This is a genomic window from Dysgonomonas sp. HDW5A, assembly GCF_011299555.1.
Lineage (GTDB): Bacteria > Bacteroidota > Bacteroidia > Bacteroidales > Dysgonomonadaceae > Dysgonomonas_A.
The window spans coordinates 392,273-414,782 of the sequence record NZ_CP049857.1 but is presented as its reverse complement, the minus strand read 5'-3'; the positions used below and the strand labels follow the sequence as shown (position 1 = coordinate 414,782).

General features: G+C 36.4%; 14 protein-coding genes. 9 read left to right on the top strand and 5 right to left on the bottom strand.

All coding sequences use genetic code 11. From position 1 onward, the window contains the following. Positions 1-55: 55 nt before the first annotated feature. On the bottom strand, positions 56-610 hold the full coding sequence (locus G7050_RS01595; protein ID WP_166110225.1) for a TerD family protein: 555 nt from the start codon (positions 608-610) through the stop codon (positions 56-58). A gap of 260 nt (positions 611-870) precedes the next feature. Between G7050_RS01595 and G7050_RS01590 the strand changes: the two genes are divergently transcribed. The 3 genes from G7050_RS01590 to G7050_RS01580 all read left to right on the top strand — a co-directional run bounded on the left by G7050_RS01590 (position 871) and on the right by G7050_RS01580 (position 4,564). Then, positions 871-2,607: a thiamine pyrophosphate-dependent enzyme gene (locus G7050_RS01590; protein ID WP_166110222.1), complete on the top strand. Its 1,737-nt coding sequence runs from the start codon at positions 871-873 to the stop codon at positions 2,605-2,607. A gap of 43 nt (positions 2,608-2,650) precedes the next feature. Further along, positions 2,651-3,601 (top strand): aldo/keto reductase, encoded by a 951-nt coding sequence (locus tag G7050_RS01585; RefSeq protein ID WP_166110219.1) that lies wholly within the window; start codon positions 2,651-2,653, stop codon positions 3,599-3,601. Between the two features lie 96 nt (positions 3,602-3,697). After that, positions 3,698-4,564 carry an alpha/beta hydrolase gene (locus G7050_RS01580; protein WP_166110216.1) on the top strand — a complete coding sequence of 289 codons (867 nt, stop codon included), beginning with the start codon at positions 3,698-3,700 and terminating at the stop codon, positions 4,562-4,564. A 14-nt stretch (positions 4,565-4,578) separates the two neighbouring features. Here G7050_RS01580 and G7050_RS01575 read toward each other — a convergent pair whose 3' ends face one another. Next, complete coding sequence (locus G7050_RS01575; RefSeq protein WP_166110213.1) at positions 4,579-5,205, bottom strand: NUDIX hydrolase N-terminal domain-containing protein; 627 nt, start codon at positions 5,203-5,205, stop codon at positions 4,579-4,581. A gap of 517 nt (positions 5,206-5,722) precedes the next feature. On the opposite strand from G7050_RS01575, the gene G7050_RS01570 reads away from it, so the two are divergent. Genes G7050_RS01570 through G7050_RS01560 form a run of 3 tightly spaced genes read left to right on the top strand, consistent with a single transcriptional unit; the run spans position 5,723 to position 8,460 of the window. Then, on the top strand, positions 5,723-6,316 hold the full coding sequence (locus G7050_RS01570; RefSeq protein ID WP_166110209.1) for a hypothetical protein: 594 nt from the start codon (positions 5,723-5,725) through the stop codon (positions 6,314-6,316). Positions 6,317-6,321: 5 nt separating this feature from the next. Further along, complete coding sequence (locus tag G7050_RS01565) at positions 6,322-7,851, top strand: PKD domain-containing protein (RefSeq protein WP_166110205.1); 1,530 nt, start codon at positions 6,322-6,324, stop codon at positions 7,849-7,851. Positions 7,852-7,881: 30 nt separating this feature from the next. After that, positions 7,882-8,460, top strand: a complete 579-nt coding sequence (locus tag G7050_RS01560) for a hypothetical protein (RefSeq protein ID WP_166110202.1) — start codon at positions 7,882-7,884, stop codon at positions 8,458-8,460. 129 nt (positions 8,461-8,589) lie between these two features. Here the strand turns inward: G7050_RS01560 and G7050_RS01555 are convergent, their stop codons facing one another. After that, on the bottom strand, positions 8,590-9,228 hold the full coding sequence (locus G7050_RS01555) for an HAD family phosphatase (protein WP_166110199.1): 639 nt from the start codon (positions 9,226-9,228) through the stop codon (positions 8,590-8,592). A gap of 69 nt (positions 9,229-9,297) precedes the next feature. Beyond that, positions 9,298-9,798 carry a GNAT family N-acetyltransferase gene (locus G7050_RS01550; protein WP_166110196.1) on the bottom strand — a complete coding sequence of 167 codons (501 nt, stop codon included), beginning with the start codon at positions 9,796-9,798 and terminating at the stop codon, positions 9,298-9,300. A 358-nt stretch (positions 9,799-10,156) separates the two neighbouring features. Between G7050_RS01550 and G7050_RS01545 the strand changes: the two genes are divergently transcribed. Beyond that, complete coding sequence (locus G7050_RS01545; RefSeq protein WP_166110193.1) at positions 10,157-13,201, top strand: TonB-dependent receptor; 3,045 nt, start codon at positions 10,157-10,159, stop codon at positions 13,199-13,201. A gap of 14 nt (positions 13,202-13,215) precedes the next feature. Further along, positions 13,216-14,922, top strand: a complete 1,707-nt coding sequence (locus G7050_RS01540; protein WP_166110190.1) for a RagB/SusD family nutrient uptake outer membrane protein — start codon at positions 13,216-13,218, stop codon at positions 14,920-14,922. A gap of 70 nt (positions 14,923-14,992) precedes the next feature. Here G7050_RS01540 and G7050_RS01535 read toward each other — a convergent pair whose 3' ends face one another. Beyond that, entirely contained in the window at positions 14,993-19,018 is a 4,026-nt protein-coding gene (locus tag G7050_RS01535) for a hybrid sensor histidine kinase/response regulator transcription factor (protein WP_166110187.1), read from the bottom strand. Positions 19,019-19,362: 344 nt separating this feature from the next. Here G7050_RS01535 and G7050_RS01530 point away from each other — a divergent pair, with 344 nt between their 5' ends. Then, complete coding sequence (locus G7050_RS01530; protein WP_166110184.1) at positions 19,363-22,506, top strand: TonB-dependent receptor; 3,144 nt, start codon at positions 19,363-19,365, stop codon at positions 22,504-22,506. Positions 22,507-22,510: the final 4 nt, after the last annotated feature.

Here is a 22,510-nt window from a genome sequence, read left to right as displayed (position 1 = left end):
TGTCAGTTATCAGTTTGTTTAAAGTTAACTGCTCACTGTTACTGGCTTGCTGTATTTATGCAAATTTATTAACGAAATATTCAAGGCCACCTTTATATCCGATACCCATAGCTTCGAACTTCCATTCGCCGTTGCGTTTGTATAAACGACCAAATTCCACAGCTGTTTCTATCGAGAAGTCCTCATCCAATTCGTATTTGGCAATTTCCTCATTAGTCTGAGCATTGTATATACGAATAAACGAATTACGTACTTGTCCGAAGTTTTGTTTGCGGGTTTCGTAATCGTGAATGGTTACCGTAAACACTATTTCCTGTACTTTAGGATCCACACGGGTTAAGTCTACAGTTAGAGTTTCGTCATCACCGTCACTATTACCTCCTGTTAAATCGTCGCCCGAGGATTCAACCGAACCATCCGGTGATTTAGGATTATTGTAGAATACGAAAAATTCGTCAGCAGGAAGTTTCTTATTATCACCTAACATAAAAGCCGATGCGTCCAAGTCAAAATCAAATCCTGTACTTTCGTTAGGATCCCATCCAAGTCCAACACCTACCTTAGAAAGACCGATATCAATTCGCTGTCCTTTTGTTAAATTAATTGCCATGTTGCTAATGTATTTTATTCAGTTAAAATTATTGTCAAAAATAAATTCTTAGACAAGGAGCTAATACAGACAAAGATAATAAATCCTTTGAAATTTGAAATTTCTATGTTCACGAATACTGAACTATTTTCCACTAAATAAAGGTATAGCCTACTTTTTTGTTGGATTAATAAAGGTTAAAAAGTCGGAGACCGTTTATCTAAAACATACTTTTGATTGTTTATAGTATCATACGCATGATATAAATTTTAAAATAAATTATGGGAAGAAAAGTAGCAGACCAGTTAATCGAAACGATTTACGAAGCAGGTATAAAACATATTTATGCCGTAACCGGTGATAGTTTGAATGAAGTAAATGATGCAGTAAGAACTCATAATACAGTAAAATGGGTGCATGTCCGTCACGAAGAAGTTGGAGCTTACGCAGCTCTTGCTGAGGCTGAGTTGAATGGCATCGGATGTTGTGCCGGTAGTAGCGGACCTGGGCATGTGCATTTAATAAACGGATTGTATGATGCCCATCGGAGTAACGCTTCGGTATTGGCAATAGCATCAACATGTGCAACTTCGGAGTTTGGCATGTCTTATTTTCAGGAAACTAATACCATAAAGTTATTTGACGATTGTAGTGGCTATAATCAAATTGCTACCACACCCGTTCAGTTTTCGAGAATGCTGCAGGCAGCCTTACAGCACACTATCCATAAAAAAGAGGTTGCCGTATTAGGGCTACCCGGCGATATTGCTGCAGGTGATGCCGTAGAAGGTCCGACAACTGCAAATCTTTTACCATCGAAAGGTATATATCGTCCTCAAAATTCGGAGCTGAAAGCTTTGGCTGAATTAATAAATTCGACCGAAAAAGTTACTATATATTGTGGTATCGGAGCAAAAGGGGCTCACGATCAGGTCGTAAAATTAGCATCTTTGATTAAATCTCCGGTCGGATATAGCTTTCGCGGTAAGATGGCGGTTCAATACGATAACCCTTATGAAGTCGGTATGACCGGCTTGTTGGGTTTGCCATCTGCCTATGCAGCTATGCACGATGCCGATTTGTTGATCTTATTAGGTACTGATTTTCCTTACCAAACCTTCATGCCCGAAAAATGCAAGATTGTTCAGGTAGATGTTCGCCCCGAACGTATCGGACGCCGTGCGAAAGTCGATATGGCTTTAGGTGGCGATGTAAAAGATACGCTGGAATCTTTGCTTCCTTTAATCAATGAGAAAAAGGACGATGACTTTTTACAAACACAGCTTAAAGTATATGCCAAAGTGAAAGATCACTTGGCAAGGGCTGCTAATCGGTCGGGAAGCGAAGACACCATTGCTCCCGAATATTTGGCAACAGTAATTGATAAGATTGCCAATAAAGATGCTATCTTCACCGTAGATACAGGTATGTGTTGCGTATGGGGTGCCCGTTATTTGCAAGCAACAGGCGAGCGCGAAATGCTGGGTTCATTCAGTCATGGTTCTATGGCTAATGCTATGCCTATGGCAATAGGGGCAGCTTTTGCCCGTCCCGATCAGCAAATTATTGCTTTTTGCGGCGATGGAGGTCTCTCTATGATGATGGGTGATTTAGCTACTATAGTTCAGTATAAGCTTCCTATTAAGTTAGTTGTTTTTGATAACAGATCGTTAGGGATGGTAAAGCTCGAAATGGAAGTTGCAGGATTACCCGATTATGAAACCGATATGTTTAATCCCGATTTTGCAGCAATAGCTACAGCTATGGGAATGCAGTCGTTCAGAGTTAATGAACCTTCTAAGGTTGAAGAAACATTACGTGAAGCTTTTGCCATTGCGGGTCCGGTTTTGATATCAGTGCAAACAGATCCTAATGCTTTGGCAATGCCTCCAAAATTAGAATTATCTCAAATGACAGGATTCGCCAAATCGATGACAAAACTGATTCTTTCAGGACGAGTAGACGAAGTTTGGGATACTGCCAAAAGTAATTTGAAACACTGGCGTGATGTGCTTTAAACTCAATTGATTTTTAATGATGTAATACTTAAAAGATTTAAATATGGGGTTAAAGAGAAAAATAGGAAAATCGGATTTAGAAGTTATACCTTTTGCTTTAGGATGTAATGTATTCGGATGGACGGCTGATGAAAAAGCTTCTTTTGAAATATTAGATAAATATGTAAATGCAGGGTTCGATTTTATTGATACGGCAGATATATATTCGGTATGGTTTCCCGGAAATAAAGGAGGTGAGTCAGAAACCATTATCGGTAATTGGCTGAAAAAAACGGGAAAGAGAAAGCAGCTTACAATTGCCACAAAAGTAGGAGCTCAAATCTCTGAAACACACCGTGGTTTAAAGAAATCGTATATTCTGAATGAAGTTGAGGAGTCTTTGAAAAGACTCCAAACCGATCACATCGATTTGTATTTTACGCATTATGACGACCTGTCGACCCCTATAGAAGAAACTCTCGAAGCTTATGCTCAATTGGTGAAAGAAGGAAAAGTACGTTATATAGCGACCTCTAATATGACTCCAGCCCGTATTCGTGAGTCAATAGAAGTAAGCCGTAAAAATAATTTCCCTGAATATATATGTCTGCAACCCGAATATAATCTGTATGATCGTAAACAATATGAAACAGAATATGAGGATTTAGCAAAAGAATATCACTTAGGTGTAGTTAGTTACTACTCGTTAGCAAGTGGTTTTTTGACAGGCAAATACAATTCGATTGAAGATATTGCTCAAAGCAAAAGAAAAGATGCCCTTTCGAAATATATAAACGACAGAGGGCAAAAGATTCTGACAGTTTTGCACGAAGTTGCAAAAGAATACGAAGCAACCCCTGCTCAAATAGCATTAGCCTGGCTATTGGCTCGTCCATCGGTAACCGCACCTATTGCAAGTGTATCTGAAGCAAGCCAATTGGATATTCTTAAATGCGTGGATATTAATTTGAGAAAGGAAGCTCTTGAAAAGTTGAATTCAATAAGTAAGATTTAATCCACTTTATATAGATAAATAAGGAGATAGTCCGACAATAAATGTTTATTGTCGGACTTTTTCTATTTTTGTAGTTTAATCAAAGAAAATATAGATATGACGAGTGATGCTCTGGAAGCTGCTTTATGGAAATTAGGAACAAAAAAGTTAATAGCTAATCTTGAAACAGATATGTATAAGGGAGGAGCTTTTTATGACAGTGTTCCGCCCCCCAATCGACTCTTCAACAAATATGATATAGAAACGGTTATTATAGACGGATCGAAAGTGTACACCCTATCCGTAAAAGACCAGATAACTACCGATACAATCTACTATTTGCATGGAGGAGGCTTTGCATGTGGGTTATCTCTGATTCATTGGGAGATAGTTACTTATTTTGCAGATAAGTTAGGCTATAAGATTGTTATACCCGATTATCCTTTAATCCCTAAATCAGACTATATAGAAATATACGATTTTATTTTAAACCTATATAAAGAAGTAAGCAAAAACAAGGGACGCATCTTTGTTGTCGGAGATTCGGCAGGTGCAAGTTTAGTTCTCGGATTATCACAATTAATAACTAAGCATAACCTGCGAAAACCGGAACATCTGATAATGATTAGTCCGTGGATGGACGTTGCTATGGCAAATCCTGAAATAGAAACACTTCAACCGATTGATCCAAGCCTCGATTGTGAAGGTCTTAAATATGCAGGACAAGTTTATTCGATGGGCGATTTGCAAAGTCCATTAGTCAGTCCGATTTATGGTGATTATACCGATGCTTCGCCCATGACTTTAATTGTTGGCACACTCGATCTGTTATATCCCGATTGTCATAAATTCAGTGAAATTTGCAAAGAAAAAGGAGTAAACCTTTCTTTTTATGAATACGAAAATATGGTTCACCTTTTTCCGCTTTTTAATATACCTCAAGCAAAAGAAGCAAGAGAAATAATGATAGCTGCTATGCAATGATTCGGTCTGAGATCTTAATCAACGATTGCTTTTTTGTCGGGGTTATTTTTATATTCAAACATCAGGTCAATTTGACTTTTCAATGTTCTTTCTTCCGAGAGCGGAGGAAGTTCATTTTGTTTGAAGAATCCCTTGTCTAAAATATCAAAAGCAGAGGTGAACTCTCCATCAATCCATTTGCAAAGTATAAATATTTTATAGGCATAATGTGGAGCAGGGGGATGATTGTGGCACTTCTTATCCAATACAGCCAATAATTGTATCGGTTCCACATTCAGACCTGTTTCTTCTTTTACCTCTTTTACGGCTACTTCTGTAGGAGAATATCCTACGTCGGCCCAACCTCCGGGGATAGCCCATCCGCCATCGGCTCTCTCCTGTACAAGTAGTATCTCATCTTTATCGTTGAATACAACAGCTCTTACATCTACTTTGGGCGTTACATAGTCGTCCTCTACCCGAAAGCATCCTTCAATAACGGACACTTCGTTACCGCTAATGAGTGCAGTCATAGAATTGCTTAGATGAAGTAATTCTTCATAGCGTTCGGTATCGTATTCATTATCAGAATAAACCAATCCGGTTTGTGACAAAGCTCGTATTTTTTGAGCTATTTCTAGAAGTTCTTTTTCTATTTTCATTTTTTTACTTTCTCTATTTTATATAAACTGAATAATCGTATAATTATTACTGAATTTTTGTTAAAATAGTACCGGATAAGTATAATTAATTTATTTCTTGTAATATATTCTTGATTAAAAATATTATATATTTGTACTCTCAAACAGAACGACAGATTGTTAAAATATTAGGTATTTATTAACTTTTTATAAAATAACATTTAAAGAAATAGTGTTGAATATACATAATTTCTTTTTTGTGTTTTAGGTGTGAGTGGATGAGTTAAGCTGCTGTATAAGTGTGTTTTGATTTTTTTTTTTGTGTATCTTAAAGAGGTAATATGATTTTATTTTTGAACTACAGTTATTTTCTATCTTTCGTAATAAAATGTTGTTAAATCCTAAACAATAATTAAAGGATTTGTGTTTTTAAATGCATTGAAAAATTAAACTAAATCTGGTAGTTATGTGCTTTTATAGTATATGCTTCGGTTTAGTGCCTGCTATTCGATAAAACTTAGTTATATATAAGACAACGATGACAAAAAAGATACTTTTATTACTCTTCAGCCTTCTTGCTATAAGTCTATGCAATGCTCAGGTTGGTATTAATACAACTACACCTAATGCCAGCGCAGCATTAGATATTGTTTCTACTACACAAGGTGTCCTTATTCCTCGAATGACCAGTTCGCAGCGGTTATCTATTGCTAATCCGGCACCCGGTTTACTTGTTTACGATAGCTCTCTAAAGAGTATTTATCAAAATGCCGGAACAGCCGCTGTACCATCGTGGGTTCCCTTATCCGCTAAGGACAATCAGTCATCATTTTTTTATATGCCCTCCATTGCTATTGATGCTTCAACAGAAGGTACTTTTACTATTGATCTGTACACCGAATATAAGAATCAATTTACAGGAGCCGATCCGACACACTTCTTTAAAAGTGCAGGAGCTCCCAATACTATCCCTTATTTTCAGTCGGCAACCGATTTATATTATTATATCACCTATTACGATAATCAGGTAATACAAATCAATAGTATGTCTACTGATGGAAAGGTATCATATACCATATTGCAGGAAGCAGACTATGATTCTTTTATGAATGTTGTATTTGTAATCAAATGAGACTCATGAAATCTATCATAATATCCATACTATTCTTCGTTTTTGCTTTCACCACATATGCTCAGAAAGAAGCAAACTGGTGGTATTTTGGTGCTAATTCGGGATTGAATTTCAATAATTTACAAACAGTAATTTCATCAAAAGGCCTCTCAACACCCGATATGCCTAGTCCTGTTATAGGACCTCTAAATACAAGTGAAGGGTCGTTTACACTTTCTGATTCTGATGGAAATCTTTTAATGTCGGGAGATGGAGTTACTATTTATAACCGGCTTAATGCAGTTATGGCAAATGGAACAGGTATGTTGGGAGGATCGTCTTCTACTCAATCGGGAATTATAGTGCCTGTACCAGGTAGCGATAGTTTATTTTATGCAATCTCTGTGATTAATAATGAACAGCCTGCCGGTATAACTTATTCTATAGTAGATATTTCTCTTAATGGAGGAAACGGAGCTGTAACAAGTACTAAAAATGTAGAGTTGTTAGCCGGTCCTACAGACGAAAATATCACAGCTACACGTAAGAGAGATAGTCCTAATTTCTGGTTGATTCATCGCCGGTTATCTACTTCGGCTACAGAGGGCTGTGTTATTCATGTTTGGGAAATAACCTCTACAGGAATAGTAAATCATAATATTTATCCATTTGCTATACAACCAACAGCACCGGGGATTACTTTTTACCGTAATTTTGCCGGATATATTAAGGTTTCACCCGATGGAACTAAATTTGCGACCGCTATAGATGACTCAAATATTAACCGCACAGGAATCCTAAGTGGTATATTTAATCCTAAGACGGGAGTACCTTCTGATGTGAGATTTCGAAGTCCCTCTTCCTCTACAAATTGGTATAATTTTGATTTTTCTCCTTCCGGAAAAAATTTGTTTATTACCGGAGAAAATTATTCTCCAACGACTAATCGTACACCTTTGCAACAAATAACGTGGAATGATTTGCGAAATACAACAAATAGTGCAACATATATACCTGCCGATACCGTATATGTATCAAGTTTGCAACTAGCAGCCGATGGTCGGATATATGGAGTCAGAGTAGGCCGTAAAGAGATAGTGGCCATTATGAATCCCGAGGAAGATTATGCTGCGGCAGATGTACGCTTTTTTCCCAATTATTTAATAAATAATGCCTCTTTTGGATTACCTAATTTCATGTCTGCTTTTTTTGTAGCAGATGTGAAAGGACAATCATTTGCCTGTATGGGAAATACCGCAAAATATACGGTTGAAATAACCATGTCGGGTACACCTGATGAAAATGCAGTCAAATTGATATGGGATTTTGGAGATGGAAGTCCTACCATTGAGCAGTCTGTGACTTTGGGTACTACTATTTATCAGCAATCTCACATTTTTTCTGCAGTAGGAGCATATACACTCACGGTAACACCCTATAAATCGGATAATACACCATTGAAATCACTCGTATATTCGGTGAGGATTTTGGACTGCAGTATTATGACCAATCGTATGGTTCGAACAAGGTTACTAAATTCGGACTTACAACAATAAGGTTCGGAATAATTTAATGCTGATCAGATTATGAAACAATTATATATAGTATTCTTTTTATTATGGCTCAATTTATCCGTGTATTCTCAAATAGGAATATATACGGAAGTCCCCGATTCAAGTGCAGCACTTGATATTAATGCATCTAATAATGATAAGGGCTTGCTTTTACCTACCATGACAACCAATGAGAAAAATGCAATTGTAAATCCAGCTAATAGCCTTTTAGTATATGATACGGATCTAAATTGTATCTCTCAGAATTTAGGGTCGGAAGCTGCTCCTGCTTGGACATGCCTAACTCTCTTTAACCGAAAGTTTTTATATATGCCTTCTATTAATATCAAAACTACTGTTCTTGGTAGTGCCCAGATAGATTTGTATCAAATATATAAAGATCAGTTTACTAACCCCTTAAACAGTAGTCCCGGAGCATCGCCATCAATTCCTAGCTTCGCTGCTGCTACCGATTTGTATTATTATATAACTTATTATGATCCCACTCTGTTGACTATAAATAGTATTGATGCTAATGGACTTATGGGTTATACTGTACTTCGGAATGCTAATTTAGATGCCTATATGAATATAGTATTTGTCGTTAGATGATACTGCTGTTACTTCAAAATTAAATATTTGTATTATTAAAATAGAAGACGCCTTTGAGTTAATCAAAGGCGTCTTCTATTTTATAGAGAGGCTCAATTAAATAAAGCCTATAGCTGTTATTCTTAGAGTTTATATAGACAATAAATCTTCGACAGAGAAGTTTTTAAAATCAGGTATTACTTTACAACACTTATCTTTAAGTGAATCTGCTGAGTTGGTTGTTGCCAAACCGATCACCTTCATTCCGGCAGCTATCCCTGCTTCTATTCCTGCAAACGAGTCCTCAAAAACGATGCAATCCTTAGGCTTAACTCCTAAATCTTCGGCAGCCAGTAAAAAACATCTGGGATTAGGTTTGCCTTCAGTTACACGGGCAGCAGATACTACCGTATCAAATAGTTGATCGAATTGTTTCGCTTTATTTACAGCAATTAATTTAGTGTCGGTCGAACTGGTAACCAATCCGACTTTTATACCTTTAGCCTTTAATTCTTTGACAAACTTAACAGAACCCGTTATTTCTTCGAAGTTCATATTTGCCTCAAACTTGTCGAGGTTATCCGAAAGATTATTCAATTCCTCTTGAGTCAGGTGAGAAAAGTATTTCTTGAGGATATTAGGTAAGGTAGTACCTTTGATTACTTTTTCGAAATTAGCGATTCCTGTATTATATCTGTCTCCGGCATGTTTCCAGAATACGTCGTATTGAGGTTCGGTGTCGATCATTACACCATCCATGTCGAATAAAACGCAAATATTATTTTCCATTATTCTATTTTTTATTAGGCCAATGCCCTATTTGTTTATTTCTTTATTTAAGATCGGAGATAAAAGGTTTTATATTTTTTTTTCGAAAATATAATCCTCCATAAGATATCCGTTTCCGATATTAATATCTTCTTCACCTACAATTTCAAAACCCATTTGCTTGTAAAAACCTAGAGATTTATTGTCTCTGTTCATATTAAGAGACAAATGGCTATTATCAGCAGATTGAGCTAATGATATAACTTTTTCAATTAACAGGCGTCCCATACCCTTGCCTTTGCATTCCGGTAACAGGTAAAGCTTATGTATCTTAGTCTTAGCTTGATTTTTATAATTGAGTTCATAAGAAACAAATCCCGAATAATCAGATGTAGACTCCTCTTGAATCAAAAGAAAATGATGCTTTTGCTCAGCCATTTGCTTATTTAAAGCAGCATGGTTGTACATCATCTCAATCATATAATCGAATTGCTCTTGAGATAAGATATCTGAATAAGTTACTTCCCATGACTTAATGGCTATTTGTTGTATCTCAGGTATATGGCTTGAGTTGGCTTGTATTATATTCATTTAAAGTATGCAAAATGTTAATGATGTATTTCAGAATTGCAACGGACAATGGTTAGCCTTACCGAAATATTAAAAAGGGATGACACCCGAATTATTTGAACTAAGACAAAAATACGAAAAACAAAAGGTTTAAAACCTAGTCTGAATGATCTTTTTTATAATCAGGATTAAAATAATATGTGACTTATATGAAGTCAGATAATATTCTTTTGATGTTAGACTTTTTAAACTTAATGTCTTTTTTAACATAAATTTCACAAAACCATACCTGCAACTTACTATATTTGTCTTTTAGTTTTTTTTGTTAAAAAAAAACAATTTTAGAGAACACAATCTTGTATTATTAAACCATCTATCAATGAAAAACATGATTAGACAGAAAAACTTTGCAAAGAGTTACTTTATTAAAGTATCTTTTTTGATGCTATTGTTTTTCCTTTCGACGGGAAGCATATTAGCACAAACGACAGTTACAGGTACAGTGACGGATTCCAAAAAAGAACCAATGATTGGGGTTAGTGTGAAAGTTAAAGGATCGGTTATTGGAACTGTTACCGACTTTGACGGAAATTATAAACTATCGGTGCCTGATGCAAACAATGCAGTACTTATCTTTTCCTTTCTGGGTTATAAAACACAGGAAATAGCGGTTAGAGCACGTTCGTCAGTTGATGTAGCATTGGAAGACGACTCGCAAGCCCTAAACGAAGTAGTAGTTGTTGGATATAACACAATTAGACGTGAGAGTCTTACCGGAGCTTTACAGACATTAGACAGTAAACAGCTATTAGATGCAACTACTCCGGCAGTCGAAAATCTGCTAACCGGAAAATCTCCGGGAGTATATGTAAGCCCGGGATCAGGGCAACCCGGTGAGGCCGGAAAAATTGTAATTCGTGGTAAAAGCACTATTAATGGAAGTACCGACCCTCTTTGGGTAGTTGATGGTGTGATTATGGGCAGTAGTGCTACAGATATCAATCCGAATGATATAGAAACATTAACTGTGTTAAAAGATGCAGCTTCTACTGCTGTGTACGGTTCGCAAGGTGCTAACGGTGTAATTTTGGTAACAACTAAAAAAGGTAAGATTGGTAAACCATCTGTAAATGTGTTGGCTAAGTTTGCTGCAACAGATTTGAATACGGGTAGATTTAAGATAATGAATGGTGAAGAGCTTTACGATTTATATGATTCATTTTCTAATCCCGAAGCATTTTCAAATAACTGGTGGTGGACTCCCGATTTAAGGAATAAGAATTTCGATTGGTGGGACAATGCAACCCAAACAGGCTTTGCTCAAGACTATAATGTATCGGTAAATGGCGGTAACGAAAAGCTGAGATCATATGTTTCTTTAGGAGTGTATGACGAGACAGGAGCCATAAAAGGATACGACTACACCCGATATAATGCTCTGTTAAAGGTTGAATATAAGGTTTCGGATCGTTTAACAATAAAACCACAGATAATGGGTTCTCGAAAAGATGTTCACGATAAGGAACATTCAGTAGGAGCCATGTATGGTAACTTGCCTTGGGATAGCCCTTACAATAAGGATGGCAGCTTGGTTGGAAATGCACCTAACCCAACATGGGTAAATACAACGGGTTCGAATTATTTGTACGATTTGCAATGGAATTATGCTAAATCGGAGGCTTATGAAGTAATGGGTAATTTTGATTTTGATATTAAGATTACCGACTGGATGACTTTTGCATCTGTAAATAGTTATAAGTTTTTTCAGAAAAACTCCACATCGTACGAAGATCCACGCTCCTCAGGAGGAGAGTCTGTGAATGGTCGAATAACCGAAGGTATGCGTTCAAATAACAGGTTGTATACAAATCAACTGATTCGTATCAATAAGGCATTTGACAAACACTATATTAATGCGGTTGCAGGTTATGAGTGGAACGAATTTAATTCTAAAAATACCGAAAGTATGTCTACCGGCTTTGCTCCGGGTTTCGAAGTGGGAACTGTAGCTGCTAAAGCCGAAAAGGCAATAAGCTGGCGTTCGTCATGGGCTGTACAGTCATATTTATCTAATATAAATTATTCGTTTGATGACAAATATCTGGCTCAGTTTTCAATCCGTCGGGATGGTGCTTCTAATTTTGGTGCAAATAAGAGATATGGAACCTTCTTTTCGATAAGTGGAGGATGGAATATTCATAGGGAGAAATTTTTTAAACTGGACTATGTAAATAATCTGAAACTAAGAGCTAGTTATGGATCGGTGGGTAACCGACCTACAGCTCTTTATCCTCATTTAGCTCTGTATGCTCTTACAACAGGTAGTGGCTCAAATCAAAAACCGCTTAGCTATAATGGAGAGCCGGGAGCTATTATTTCTCAACTTGGCAATTCGGATTTAGCATGGGAAAAGTCGTTTGTGACAGGTGTGGGCCTTGATGTATCTCTATTTAATAGAGTAAATGTAACATTAGACTATTATGCTAAAAAAACTTCTGATCTGTTGTATTATGTTCCCTTACCGGGAGTTATCGGTGTAACAGGAATATGGCGAAATGAAGGTGAACTGCAAAATAAAGGTTTTGAAGCAACTATTGGTGTCGATATTATAAAAAATAAAGAATGGTATTGGAGTGTAGATGCAAATATAGGTTTCAACAGAAATAAAATTACTAAGCTATACGGACAAAAGCAAGAGATGATAGTTGGAGACGGATCGAATATTGCAGGATCGGCATCCAAGCTGATAACGCCCGGAAAAGATGCAGATACTTGGTTCCTGAAAGAATGGGCTGGGGTAGATCCTGCTAATGGTAACCCGTTATGGTTTAAAACGGATAAAGATGGTAACCGTGTGACGACATCTAAGTATAGTGAAGCCGATCAGGTTGCTATGGGTGCTTATACACCGGACTTTTTCGGAGGGTTTGCAACCAATCTTATTTATAAGAACTTCGATTTGTCAGCAATATTTAACTATTCAGTCGGAGGTAAGATTTATAATTATGCCCGTGCCGAGTTTGATTCTGATGGGGCTTACACAGACCGTAATCAAATGAATCTTCATAGCGGATGGAGCCGTTGGGAAAAAGAAGGAGATATTGCGACTCATCCATTGGCAAAATATAATAATTCGAGTAATTCCAATAAAGTTTCATCCCGTTTCCTTGAAACCGGAACTTATTTGAAAATGAGAAACCTTACTTTAGGTTATAATCTGACCGGTAAAATTCGTTATGTATCGAACTTGAAGATATTTGTTTCGGGTGAGAATTTATTTACGATTACACACTTTTCGGGTGTTGATCCTGAAATTCCTCCAAGATATAATGGAGTAACCGAAACATCTACTATAACCGGGGTGGCTACATCGGTATATCCTCAGACCCGTAGATTTGTATTGGGTATAAATGTTACACTTTAAAACAAACAATACTTATGAAACTAAAACATATAATATTTACAGCAATTTGCTTATTGGTCCTGTCATCTTGTGATTTAGACAGATTTCCTGATAATGCATATACAAAAGATAAGATAGAATCGGATAAAGACGCAGCTTTTAAGATATTAGTGAATGGATGCTATGCTGAACTGAAAGCATGGTCTGATGTTATGCACAGGGTAGGAGAGTATCCGGCGGATAATATAATGATAAGAGGGACATCTACCGATTCGTTTTATCCTTTTATCTCTTACCAACATATAACCGACAACGGACGGCTTACAACCTTTTGGAATTCAAGTTATAGGATTATATCTCAGGCTAGTGATCTGATTAAGATATCGGACGAAGGTATTAGTGCCGAAAAAGATCAGAAATTGGGCGAAGTATATTATTTGAGAGGTATGTGCTACTTCTATTTGTGCCGTGTTTTTGGACGCCCATATTATCAATCGCCCGAAACAAATCTGGGAGTTCCGATTTTATTAGACGGTACACCTGCAGACGTAAGTAATTTACATCTGCCTGACAGATCGAGTGTAAAGGATACGTATGCACAGGCTATTAGTGACTTGAAAAAAGGAGAAGAATTGATGACCCTCAAAAGTACGGCGTCTTATGCTACAAAAGAGGCAGCACAAGCTATGTTGTCACGAATATATTTGTACATGAGTGGTACTTATGAAAATGCTAATACTACCTATGCCGATTTGGCGATTGCATATGCAAAGAAAGTAATAGATAGTGGAAAGTATCAATTGCTTGATAGGGTGAATTTCATGAGGTATAATACTTTCGCTCCAGATGCAACAGGGCAGACCGAGACTATTTTCGCAGTTAAAAGGCTGGCTTCCGAATTTTCGGGATACGATCATTATTACGGAATTGGAGGTATGTATGCCAATCTTCAAGGCCAAGGATGGGGTGAAATGTATGCCAGTGCAAAGTACCTTGATTTGTTAAGGAAAGCCGGACAAAAGAACGATGCTCGTTGGGCGTTTATTGATCCTCAATATGTAAAAGATACTAAAGGTGAAAAGATACCTGCTTTTCGTTTTATTGCTGATTTGAAAAATGCTTCGGGTGTGCAAACGGGTTATAGCTATATACAGGATACATTAAGGATTAATCCCGATAAATCGTTATACATTAAAATTGCAGGTAACAGCTATCCTTTAACATTAGTAAATTCCGTTGAAAACCAATATTCTATTGTTTATCAGGGGAAAACGTATGTCGGAGAAAAGGAGTACCTAATGTTATTGAACCGCGTATATCCCATGTTTTATATTATAAAATGTTCGTTGCAGGATAATGACTCGCACCTGCATTCACCTATAATATCGAGATTAGCCGAACTGTATTTAAATATGGCAGAAGCATATGCTAAAAAAGGCGATTATGGCAGTGCTCTGACAAATCTTAATAAGATACGGGAGAGATCTATAATTGGAGGTGGATATACCTCGCTAAATGCTACGAATGCCGCCCAATTAATAGATGAAGAACGCCAGTTGGAACTGGCTTTTGAAGCACATCGAACTTATGACGTATATCGCAATGGAAATGCAATGATTCGCAATTATCCGGGACCGCATGATGCAATGACTCCTATTCTTGCGACAGATTTAAGGGTGGTACACTTTATACCTCAAGCAGATATAAATGCCTATCCGGGTCCATTAACACAAAATCCATAAATATTGGATAGCTATAAAAAAGAAGAGGAAACATATTCGTTTCCTCTTCTTTTTTATAGCTATCCTTAAGTTATTTCATTTTATCTCTGAATTCTTTAGGGGTACATCCGTATTTTTCGGCAAAAGCTTTGAAGAAAGGACCTCTATTGGCATATCCCGATTTGTAAATTATCTGATCGATAGTCATCGTTGTATTCAGCAGTAAATCTTTAGCTATATGCAAACGGTATTCACGAATCATATCAGCAATACTGTTTGTACCGATATCACTTAATTTTCGGTACAAGTGACGCGTACTCATATTTAATTCGTCAGCAATTAGTTTCGATGATAGTTCTTTATTTGTCACATTATTACTAATGATATCCAATATCTTTTGAATAAATTTCCGATGTTCTTTATGCGTTAATTTACCATTTGCCAAGTCAAAAGCACTCATGGGAGAACTGAAATAATCTTTGAGAGTTTCTTTCTTGGTTATTAGTTGTTTAACTGATGCTTTGAGATAGTCAACGTTGAAAGGTTTAGTAATATACATTTCAGCTCCTGCAGTAATACCTTCGATTTGCTCCTCCACCTGATATTTAGCAGAAACCAGAATCATGGGAATATGTGCCGTCTTGGGATTCGATTTAATTTCTTTGGTCAGAGCCAATCCATTTACTTTGGGCATCATTATGTCGCAAATAATGATATTGGGATGGATATCATTAAGTACTTGTTGAGTTTCAGAGGGTTTGTTTATAGAAATAACATTAAAGTCGGCAGTAAATATTTCACTTATAAACCAGAGCATCTCTATTTCGTCATCAATAATCAGAATGGTTGGTTTTAGTTCGTTGAATGTATATTTAGGTAACTCCAATGTGTTGGCATAATCTTTTTTTATGTTAATGGCTGGTAATGAGTTATTAGTATTACTATCGGTTACTTGTAGTAAAGGTAGGTTAACAATAAACTCAGTTTTATCAAACGGTTTACTCTGAACTTTAATATCGCCGTCAAGGAGTTTTATCATACTGTATGAAATGGCCAAACCCAGCCCGTTTCTCGAAATCGTAGTTTTCTCATCCTGATTTTCAAAATCATCTAAAATACTGTAACGGTCAAATACCTGATCTATATTTTCTTCTTTGATACCTTTTCCCGTATTGGCAACCACTATACATAAAGAATCATTTTCGATGCAGACAGATACAGTAACAATTCCTTCTCTATCAGTGTATTTAAAAGCATTAGATATGAGATTTACGATAATGGTAATTAAAAATCCTTTATCGGAATTCCAGCTAAGAGAAGGCAGTATGTTTTTCTCGTATACAACACCTTTTGATTCTGCCAGATCATTGAATGTATCGGCAATATCCTGAGTAAATTCAGTAATCTGAATAGATTCTATTTGAGGTTTTCTATTACCTGTCTCTATGCGTCTAAACTCGATAAGCTCCTGAATAAGATCATTTAAACGTTGCGCATTCCGCTGTATCAACTGTGTATATTCGATTATATATTTATCAGCCCCCTTATATGTCAGAATTCGATTACACGGACCGTAAATAAGCGTAAGAGGAGTACAAAACTCATGAGCAATATTGGTGAAAAAACGAAGTTTCGACTCATATACTTCAGCCTGATGTTCCTGCCTGAGCTTATCAATAGCCAGCAATCTTTTTCTTCGATTACGCTCTAAGAATGCTCTTAACCCGAAAACCAAAGCAAGCAAGATACCTAATGTATATAATGTATATGCCGTGAATGACATATACCAAGGAGGTGTAATCTTGATTGTAATAGAATATACAGGGCTTTCCTGACCTGTAACTCGATTTTTGTACTTTACATGTAAAGTGTATTCTCCAGGAGCTATATTCGTGAAGTAGACTGTATTGGAAGCTCCATTATCAATCCAATGCTCACTTAACCCATCTAAATTATAGAGATAAGTATAATTATTGTTATTCAGATAGTCAATGGCAACGAATGAAATCGAAAAAAAGTTCTGGCTGTAATTCAGCTCAAGTTCATCCCGGTCTTTATTCGATTGAAGAAAATCGAAAATATTATATTCCTTGCCGAAAATTCCGAGATTATTGAAATGTATAGGAGGGAGATATTCTTCGGAGAGGGCGTTATTTTCGGCAATAGTAACAAAGCCGTTGATACCCCCCATAAAAAGGTTGCCCGTAGTATTATCCTTATAATAAGCACCATCACTAAACTCGGTAACCTTTAATCCGTTTAATTGATTAAAAGTCAGAAAGGTTTCATTTTCAGTATTAAATTTTATTATTCCCTGATTGGTACTTAGCCAAAGGTTTTGTTGAGAATCGCTGAGTATGCCATGTATCGTATTATTCGGAAAACCGATCTTTTCGTTATACACAATATCCTCTTTTCCGGGAGAGTGCTTTATCAATCCATAGCTTGTCCCGAACCACATATTACCCTTATCGTCTTTTATAATGGAAAATATATCGTTAAGAGTCCTGATTTTATATTTCTTATCAAATTCTAACGAAGTCAGTTGCGATGTTATTGTATTTAGGTTAAATGCACCTGAACCACGATTGCCGAGCCATATAGATGTATCGCTTTCTTTGTAGATAGTAAAAAAATAATTGGAGTAAAGATCTCCCCCTTTTATTGTAAACCTTTCTACCTTGTCAAAAACGGGTGTATCGTTTTTCCATGATATATTTATTTTGAGAACACCCGTACCTACAGTTGCTACCCATAATACCGAGTCGTTCAGTTCTAGAATATCGTGAACATATTGTATACTGGCACCTTTGTCCTGTATCGAAATCGTTTTTATCTTCTTTTCAGAATACGAATAATAATTAATTCCCTCTTCGCTTCCTATCCACAGGATATTTTTAGCACTGGAAGCCAATGAGTAAACCGAATTGTCAAAAAGAGGGCTGTTTTCAGATGTCAGGTACTCTGTTTTATTATTTTCAATCTGTTTACTGAAATTATAATCAAGTATTCTTAAAATTCCATCACCTTTGGTACCTACCCATAACGTTTTTTCTTTATCTAAGAAAAGAGCCCTTGTTGGTTTAGCAATATTTTTAGCAAAACTGCTGAATAAGGTTGACTTTATAGAGTAAGCATCATTCGAGTAAATATATACTCCTTGCCCGTCAGTTCCTATCCATATAATATCCTGATATTTATCTTTTAATAAGCAGAATACACCACATTTAATGTTGATATCTTCTACCTCATAATTGATTTGTTTTTCAGGAGTATTTTTTAAACGAATAAGCCCGTCTGTCTGGAAACTGATAAAATAATCGTTATGATATTTTATAATAGAAGAGATTTTTCCTTTGTGCTGTATTTCGTTTTTTATATTTCCGATATAATATTTCTTTTTATCCGATAAATTATACTCATACATTGTATAAGTATCATCTACGAAATACACAACATTTTTTTCAGAGAAACAGCCTTGTAACTTATTTTCATGTTCGAACAATTGTATCGGATTCAGCTTAATATCTCCCGCATCCGATTTTTGTATCGAATAACTTTTGGTCTTCTTATCATTTGTGAATATCCATAGGATATTGTTTGTATCTACATTGATGCAGAGTACATTGTTAAATGTTATACCTCCTATATCCAGCTTTTTAAATGTCTTTGATGGGCTATGATAATAAAACAGTTTGTTGTCTTCTGTCAGAATGAATATGTCATTCTCCGTATTCTTACAAAAAAAGTATCTCCCATTAAAATTATCGAAATGCTCTACCGTCTTTTTTCTTTTATCGAACCTGTCTAGCCCGTAATTTGTATGAACCCAAAAGATTCCGTTTTCAGCTTCTAGGATGCTTTCTATAAGATTCCCCGATATATTATTATTGTCGGTAGTCGGTTTATAGACATCAATGCTGATACCGTTGAATATGTTTAGTCCGTCGCATGAGCCAAACCACATAAACCCATCTGTATCCTGAGACATCGAAAGAATAGAGCTGTTCGATAGTCCTTCTTTGTCTGATATCTGACGAAGATTATAGGCATTAAGTTTTGAGACAATGGCGCAGAACAATATAAGTACTATTATGGCTGATTTGTGAACTTTCATGATTTTGCAGGTTGAGACATTTAAGCTAATAAATTCAGACAAATATAGATTAAATATATTTATTTGGCTTTACTCGAAGATTGCTAATAAAGTATTGTCGGGTTCATTATTGAGACATTGTAGTGCAGATTCGAGCCATGCGCCTAAAATAGGAGATTCTTTCTAGTTACCATATATTTTGATCTGATTACATTTGTTGGGAATACGAACCTTTAAATTTAAAAACCATGTAAAAAGCTAAAAGTAATTTAAATCTTCTACGTCTAAGAAAAATTATTCTCGCTGTTTCATATAACAGCAATAAATCGGTTAACCTATAGAAATAAACATTAAAGAGTTATGATATGATTAGGAAAAAGTACAAAGTAACTTTGGCTAGTTTGATTATGTCTTCCCTTTTCTTGGGAACTCCCTGTACGTTACGTGCAGAGCAAACTGGTACCTTGAATACATCTCAGCAGGATCCTTCATCTAAAAAGATAACTGTTACAGGAACAGTTAAAGATAATAATGGAGAACCATTGATTGGAGTAAGTGTGGTCGTGAAAAACGACGCTAGTAATGGAACAGTAACCGATATAGATGGTCGCTTTTCTATATCGTGTAATAGCAATGATATATTGCAAATATCATATATTGGTTTTACAACAGAAGAAATAGCTGTGAATAACAGAACATCTCTGGCAATTGTATTAAAAGAAAATTCGAAAGTACTTGATGACGTAATCGTTATCGGATATGGAACCACTACCCGACGAAGTGTTGTAGGTGCCGTAGACCAGGTAGGTGCAAGCTTTATTGAAGACCGTCCTGTATCGAATCTTACACAGGCTCTTCAAGGAGCATCAGGTAGTTTGAGTATTCAGCAACGAAGCATGAATCCGAATGACAATCAGTTAAATATTAATATTCGTGGTATATCTACTATGAATAACAATAGTCCTTTGATTGTAATTGATGGTTTAGTTTCTGATAATTCGAGTTTAAATAAATTAAATCCTGCCGATATCGAGAGTATTTCGGTATTGAAAGATGCAGGAACAGCAGCAATTTACGGATCTCGTTCGGCAAATGGAGTCCTTTTGGTAACAACCAAAAGAGGGAAGAAGAACGCTCCTCCCGTAGTGCGTCTCGATGGAATGATCGGGTTACAAGATCCTAAAGTTTTGTTTTCTCCGGTTGCAGGTTATCAAAATGCAACACTTAAAAATTTAGCCTTAACTAATATTGGAGCTAATCCTCAATACACTCCCGATCAGATTCGTGATCTGGCTGCTCATCAAGGTGAGGAAGAATGGAATTTGGACAGAATCCTAAGAACAGCATTGCAACAAAATTACAATGTAAGTGTTTCGGGAGGTAGTGCCAATACCACGTATTTATTTTCAGGAGGATTTTACGATCAGGAAAGCAACTTCGTCGGTCCCGATTTTGGTATAAGACGCTATAACTTACGTTCCAATATAGTTACAGAGTTCCAAAGGCTTAAGATAACCTCTATTCTTGCTTATACAAGAACCAACTCTAAAGCTACAACAGCCAGCAATGCTATTATAAATGCTTCTCGTGTGCCTCCGTATTATACCACTAAGATGCAGGCTTCTAATGGAAAGTATCTGGTAAATGATATATTGACAGATCAAAACCCTTTGGCAGAACTTGAACAAGGTGGATATATCCAAAACGACAATGATTATTTCAATGTCAATTTGGGGGCAGACCTGAAACTCATGGAAGGACTTAAACTTCGAGGAGTATTTGGTGCTGATATTTTTTCAGATCATAGGTTTACCCGAAGAATACAAGTGCCTCTGTACAGCAATGCAGACGATATAAAGCCACGTGTATTTGTAAATGCAGAACGAAATACCGAAGATTTTAATGAAAAAACATATTTATTAAATTCTCAGATATTACTGGATTTCGATCGTACATTCGGACAACACCATATTACAGGAGTTTTTGGTGCGACCAATGAGTCCTACACTCGTACTCAAAACGAGATAAAGATGAAGTATACCGACCCTATTTTGGGTACTCCTACTACAGGTACCGAGATTGTTGAAGATGGTAGCGTTGTATCTTTGCAAAGAACTCGGAAAACAAGCATAAACTCTATATTAGGTCGTGTTAATTACGCTTTCCAAGATAAGTATTATGCCGAATTCAGCTTTCGTAGCGATGGTTCTTCTATTTTCGCCAAAGAAAATCGTTGGGGATTTTTCCCTTCAGGTTCAGTCGGATGGAGAATATCTGAGGAATCGTTTATGGGAAAATATAGGGAAAATGTAGGTGATTTAAAATTGCGTAGCTCATACGGAATTTTGGGAAATCAGTCGATTGATCCATACCAATATCTTACGGTATACGAGCCGCATACTAATATTTATGGATTCAATAATAACGCAGTATCAGGTGCCGGATTTACTTTTGGGAATCCCGATTTGAGATGGGAAAAATCAGCCAGTTTCAATATTGGATTTGATGCTACTTTCCTAAATAACTCTCTAACTGCTACGTTTGATTATTTCCACAAGAAAACTACCGATATATTAATTACTCCTGTTATACCTTCTGTTTTTGGAGGAGGTTTAAAGAACTACAATGCAGGAGAGATGAAAAACGAAGGTTGGGAAGTTACGCTGAATTACCGTTTGAAAACAGGTGATTTTAATCACAACTTCGGTTTGACTGTTGGTGATTCTAAAAACGAAGTTCTAAAGTTCGAAGGATATGAGCAAATTTCAACAAATGATGAGATTAGCAGGATTCTGAGAGTTGGTCTTCCTTTCAATTCATATTATGGATATAAGACAGACGGATTCTTTCAAAGTGCTGCCGAGATAGAAGCATCAGCCCTTCCTGTAGGAATAAGTCCTTCGGATCTTAAGCCCGGTGATCTGAAATTTGTAGATCGAAACGACGATGGAGTGATTGATGCAAAAGACCGTTTTGTTCTAGGAAATGCGTTTCCCCGTTATACATTTGGAGTCACTTATGATGTTTCTTATCATGGATTCGATTTCAATATGTTGATTGAAGGAGTGGGCAAAAGAGATATGATGATTCGTGGTGAATTACTGGAGCCTTTCCATTCCAACTATTCTTATGTGATATACAAGCATCAACTTGATTTCTGGACTCCTACAAATACCAATCCTACATGGCCAAGACTAACAGCTACAGGTTCGGCATCAACAAAGAATAACTACGGAATGGGTTCAGACCTGAATCTATTGGATGGAAAATACATTCGACTTAAAAATATTCAGATAGGCTATACTATTCCTAAGAATATCACAGGAAAAATGGGAATCAATAGAGTGCGTGCATTTATCAATGCTCAAAACTTATTGACTTTAAGCAAGAACTCATTCATCGACCCCGAATCTTCGGAATATGACTCTAATATGTCCGGATCAGCTAATAGTGCACGAAACTATCCTTTACTTAAGTATTATGGTTTTGGACTTAACGTCGAATTTTAAACGA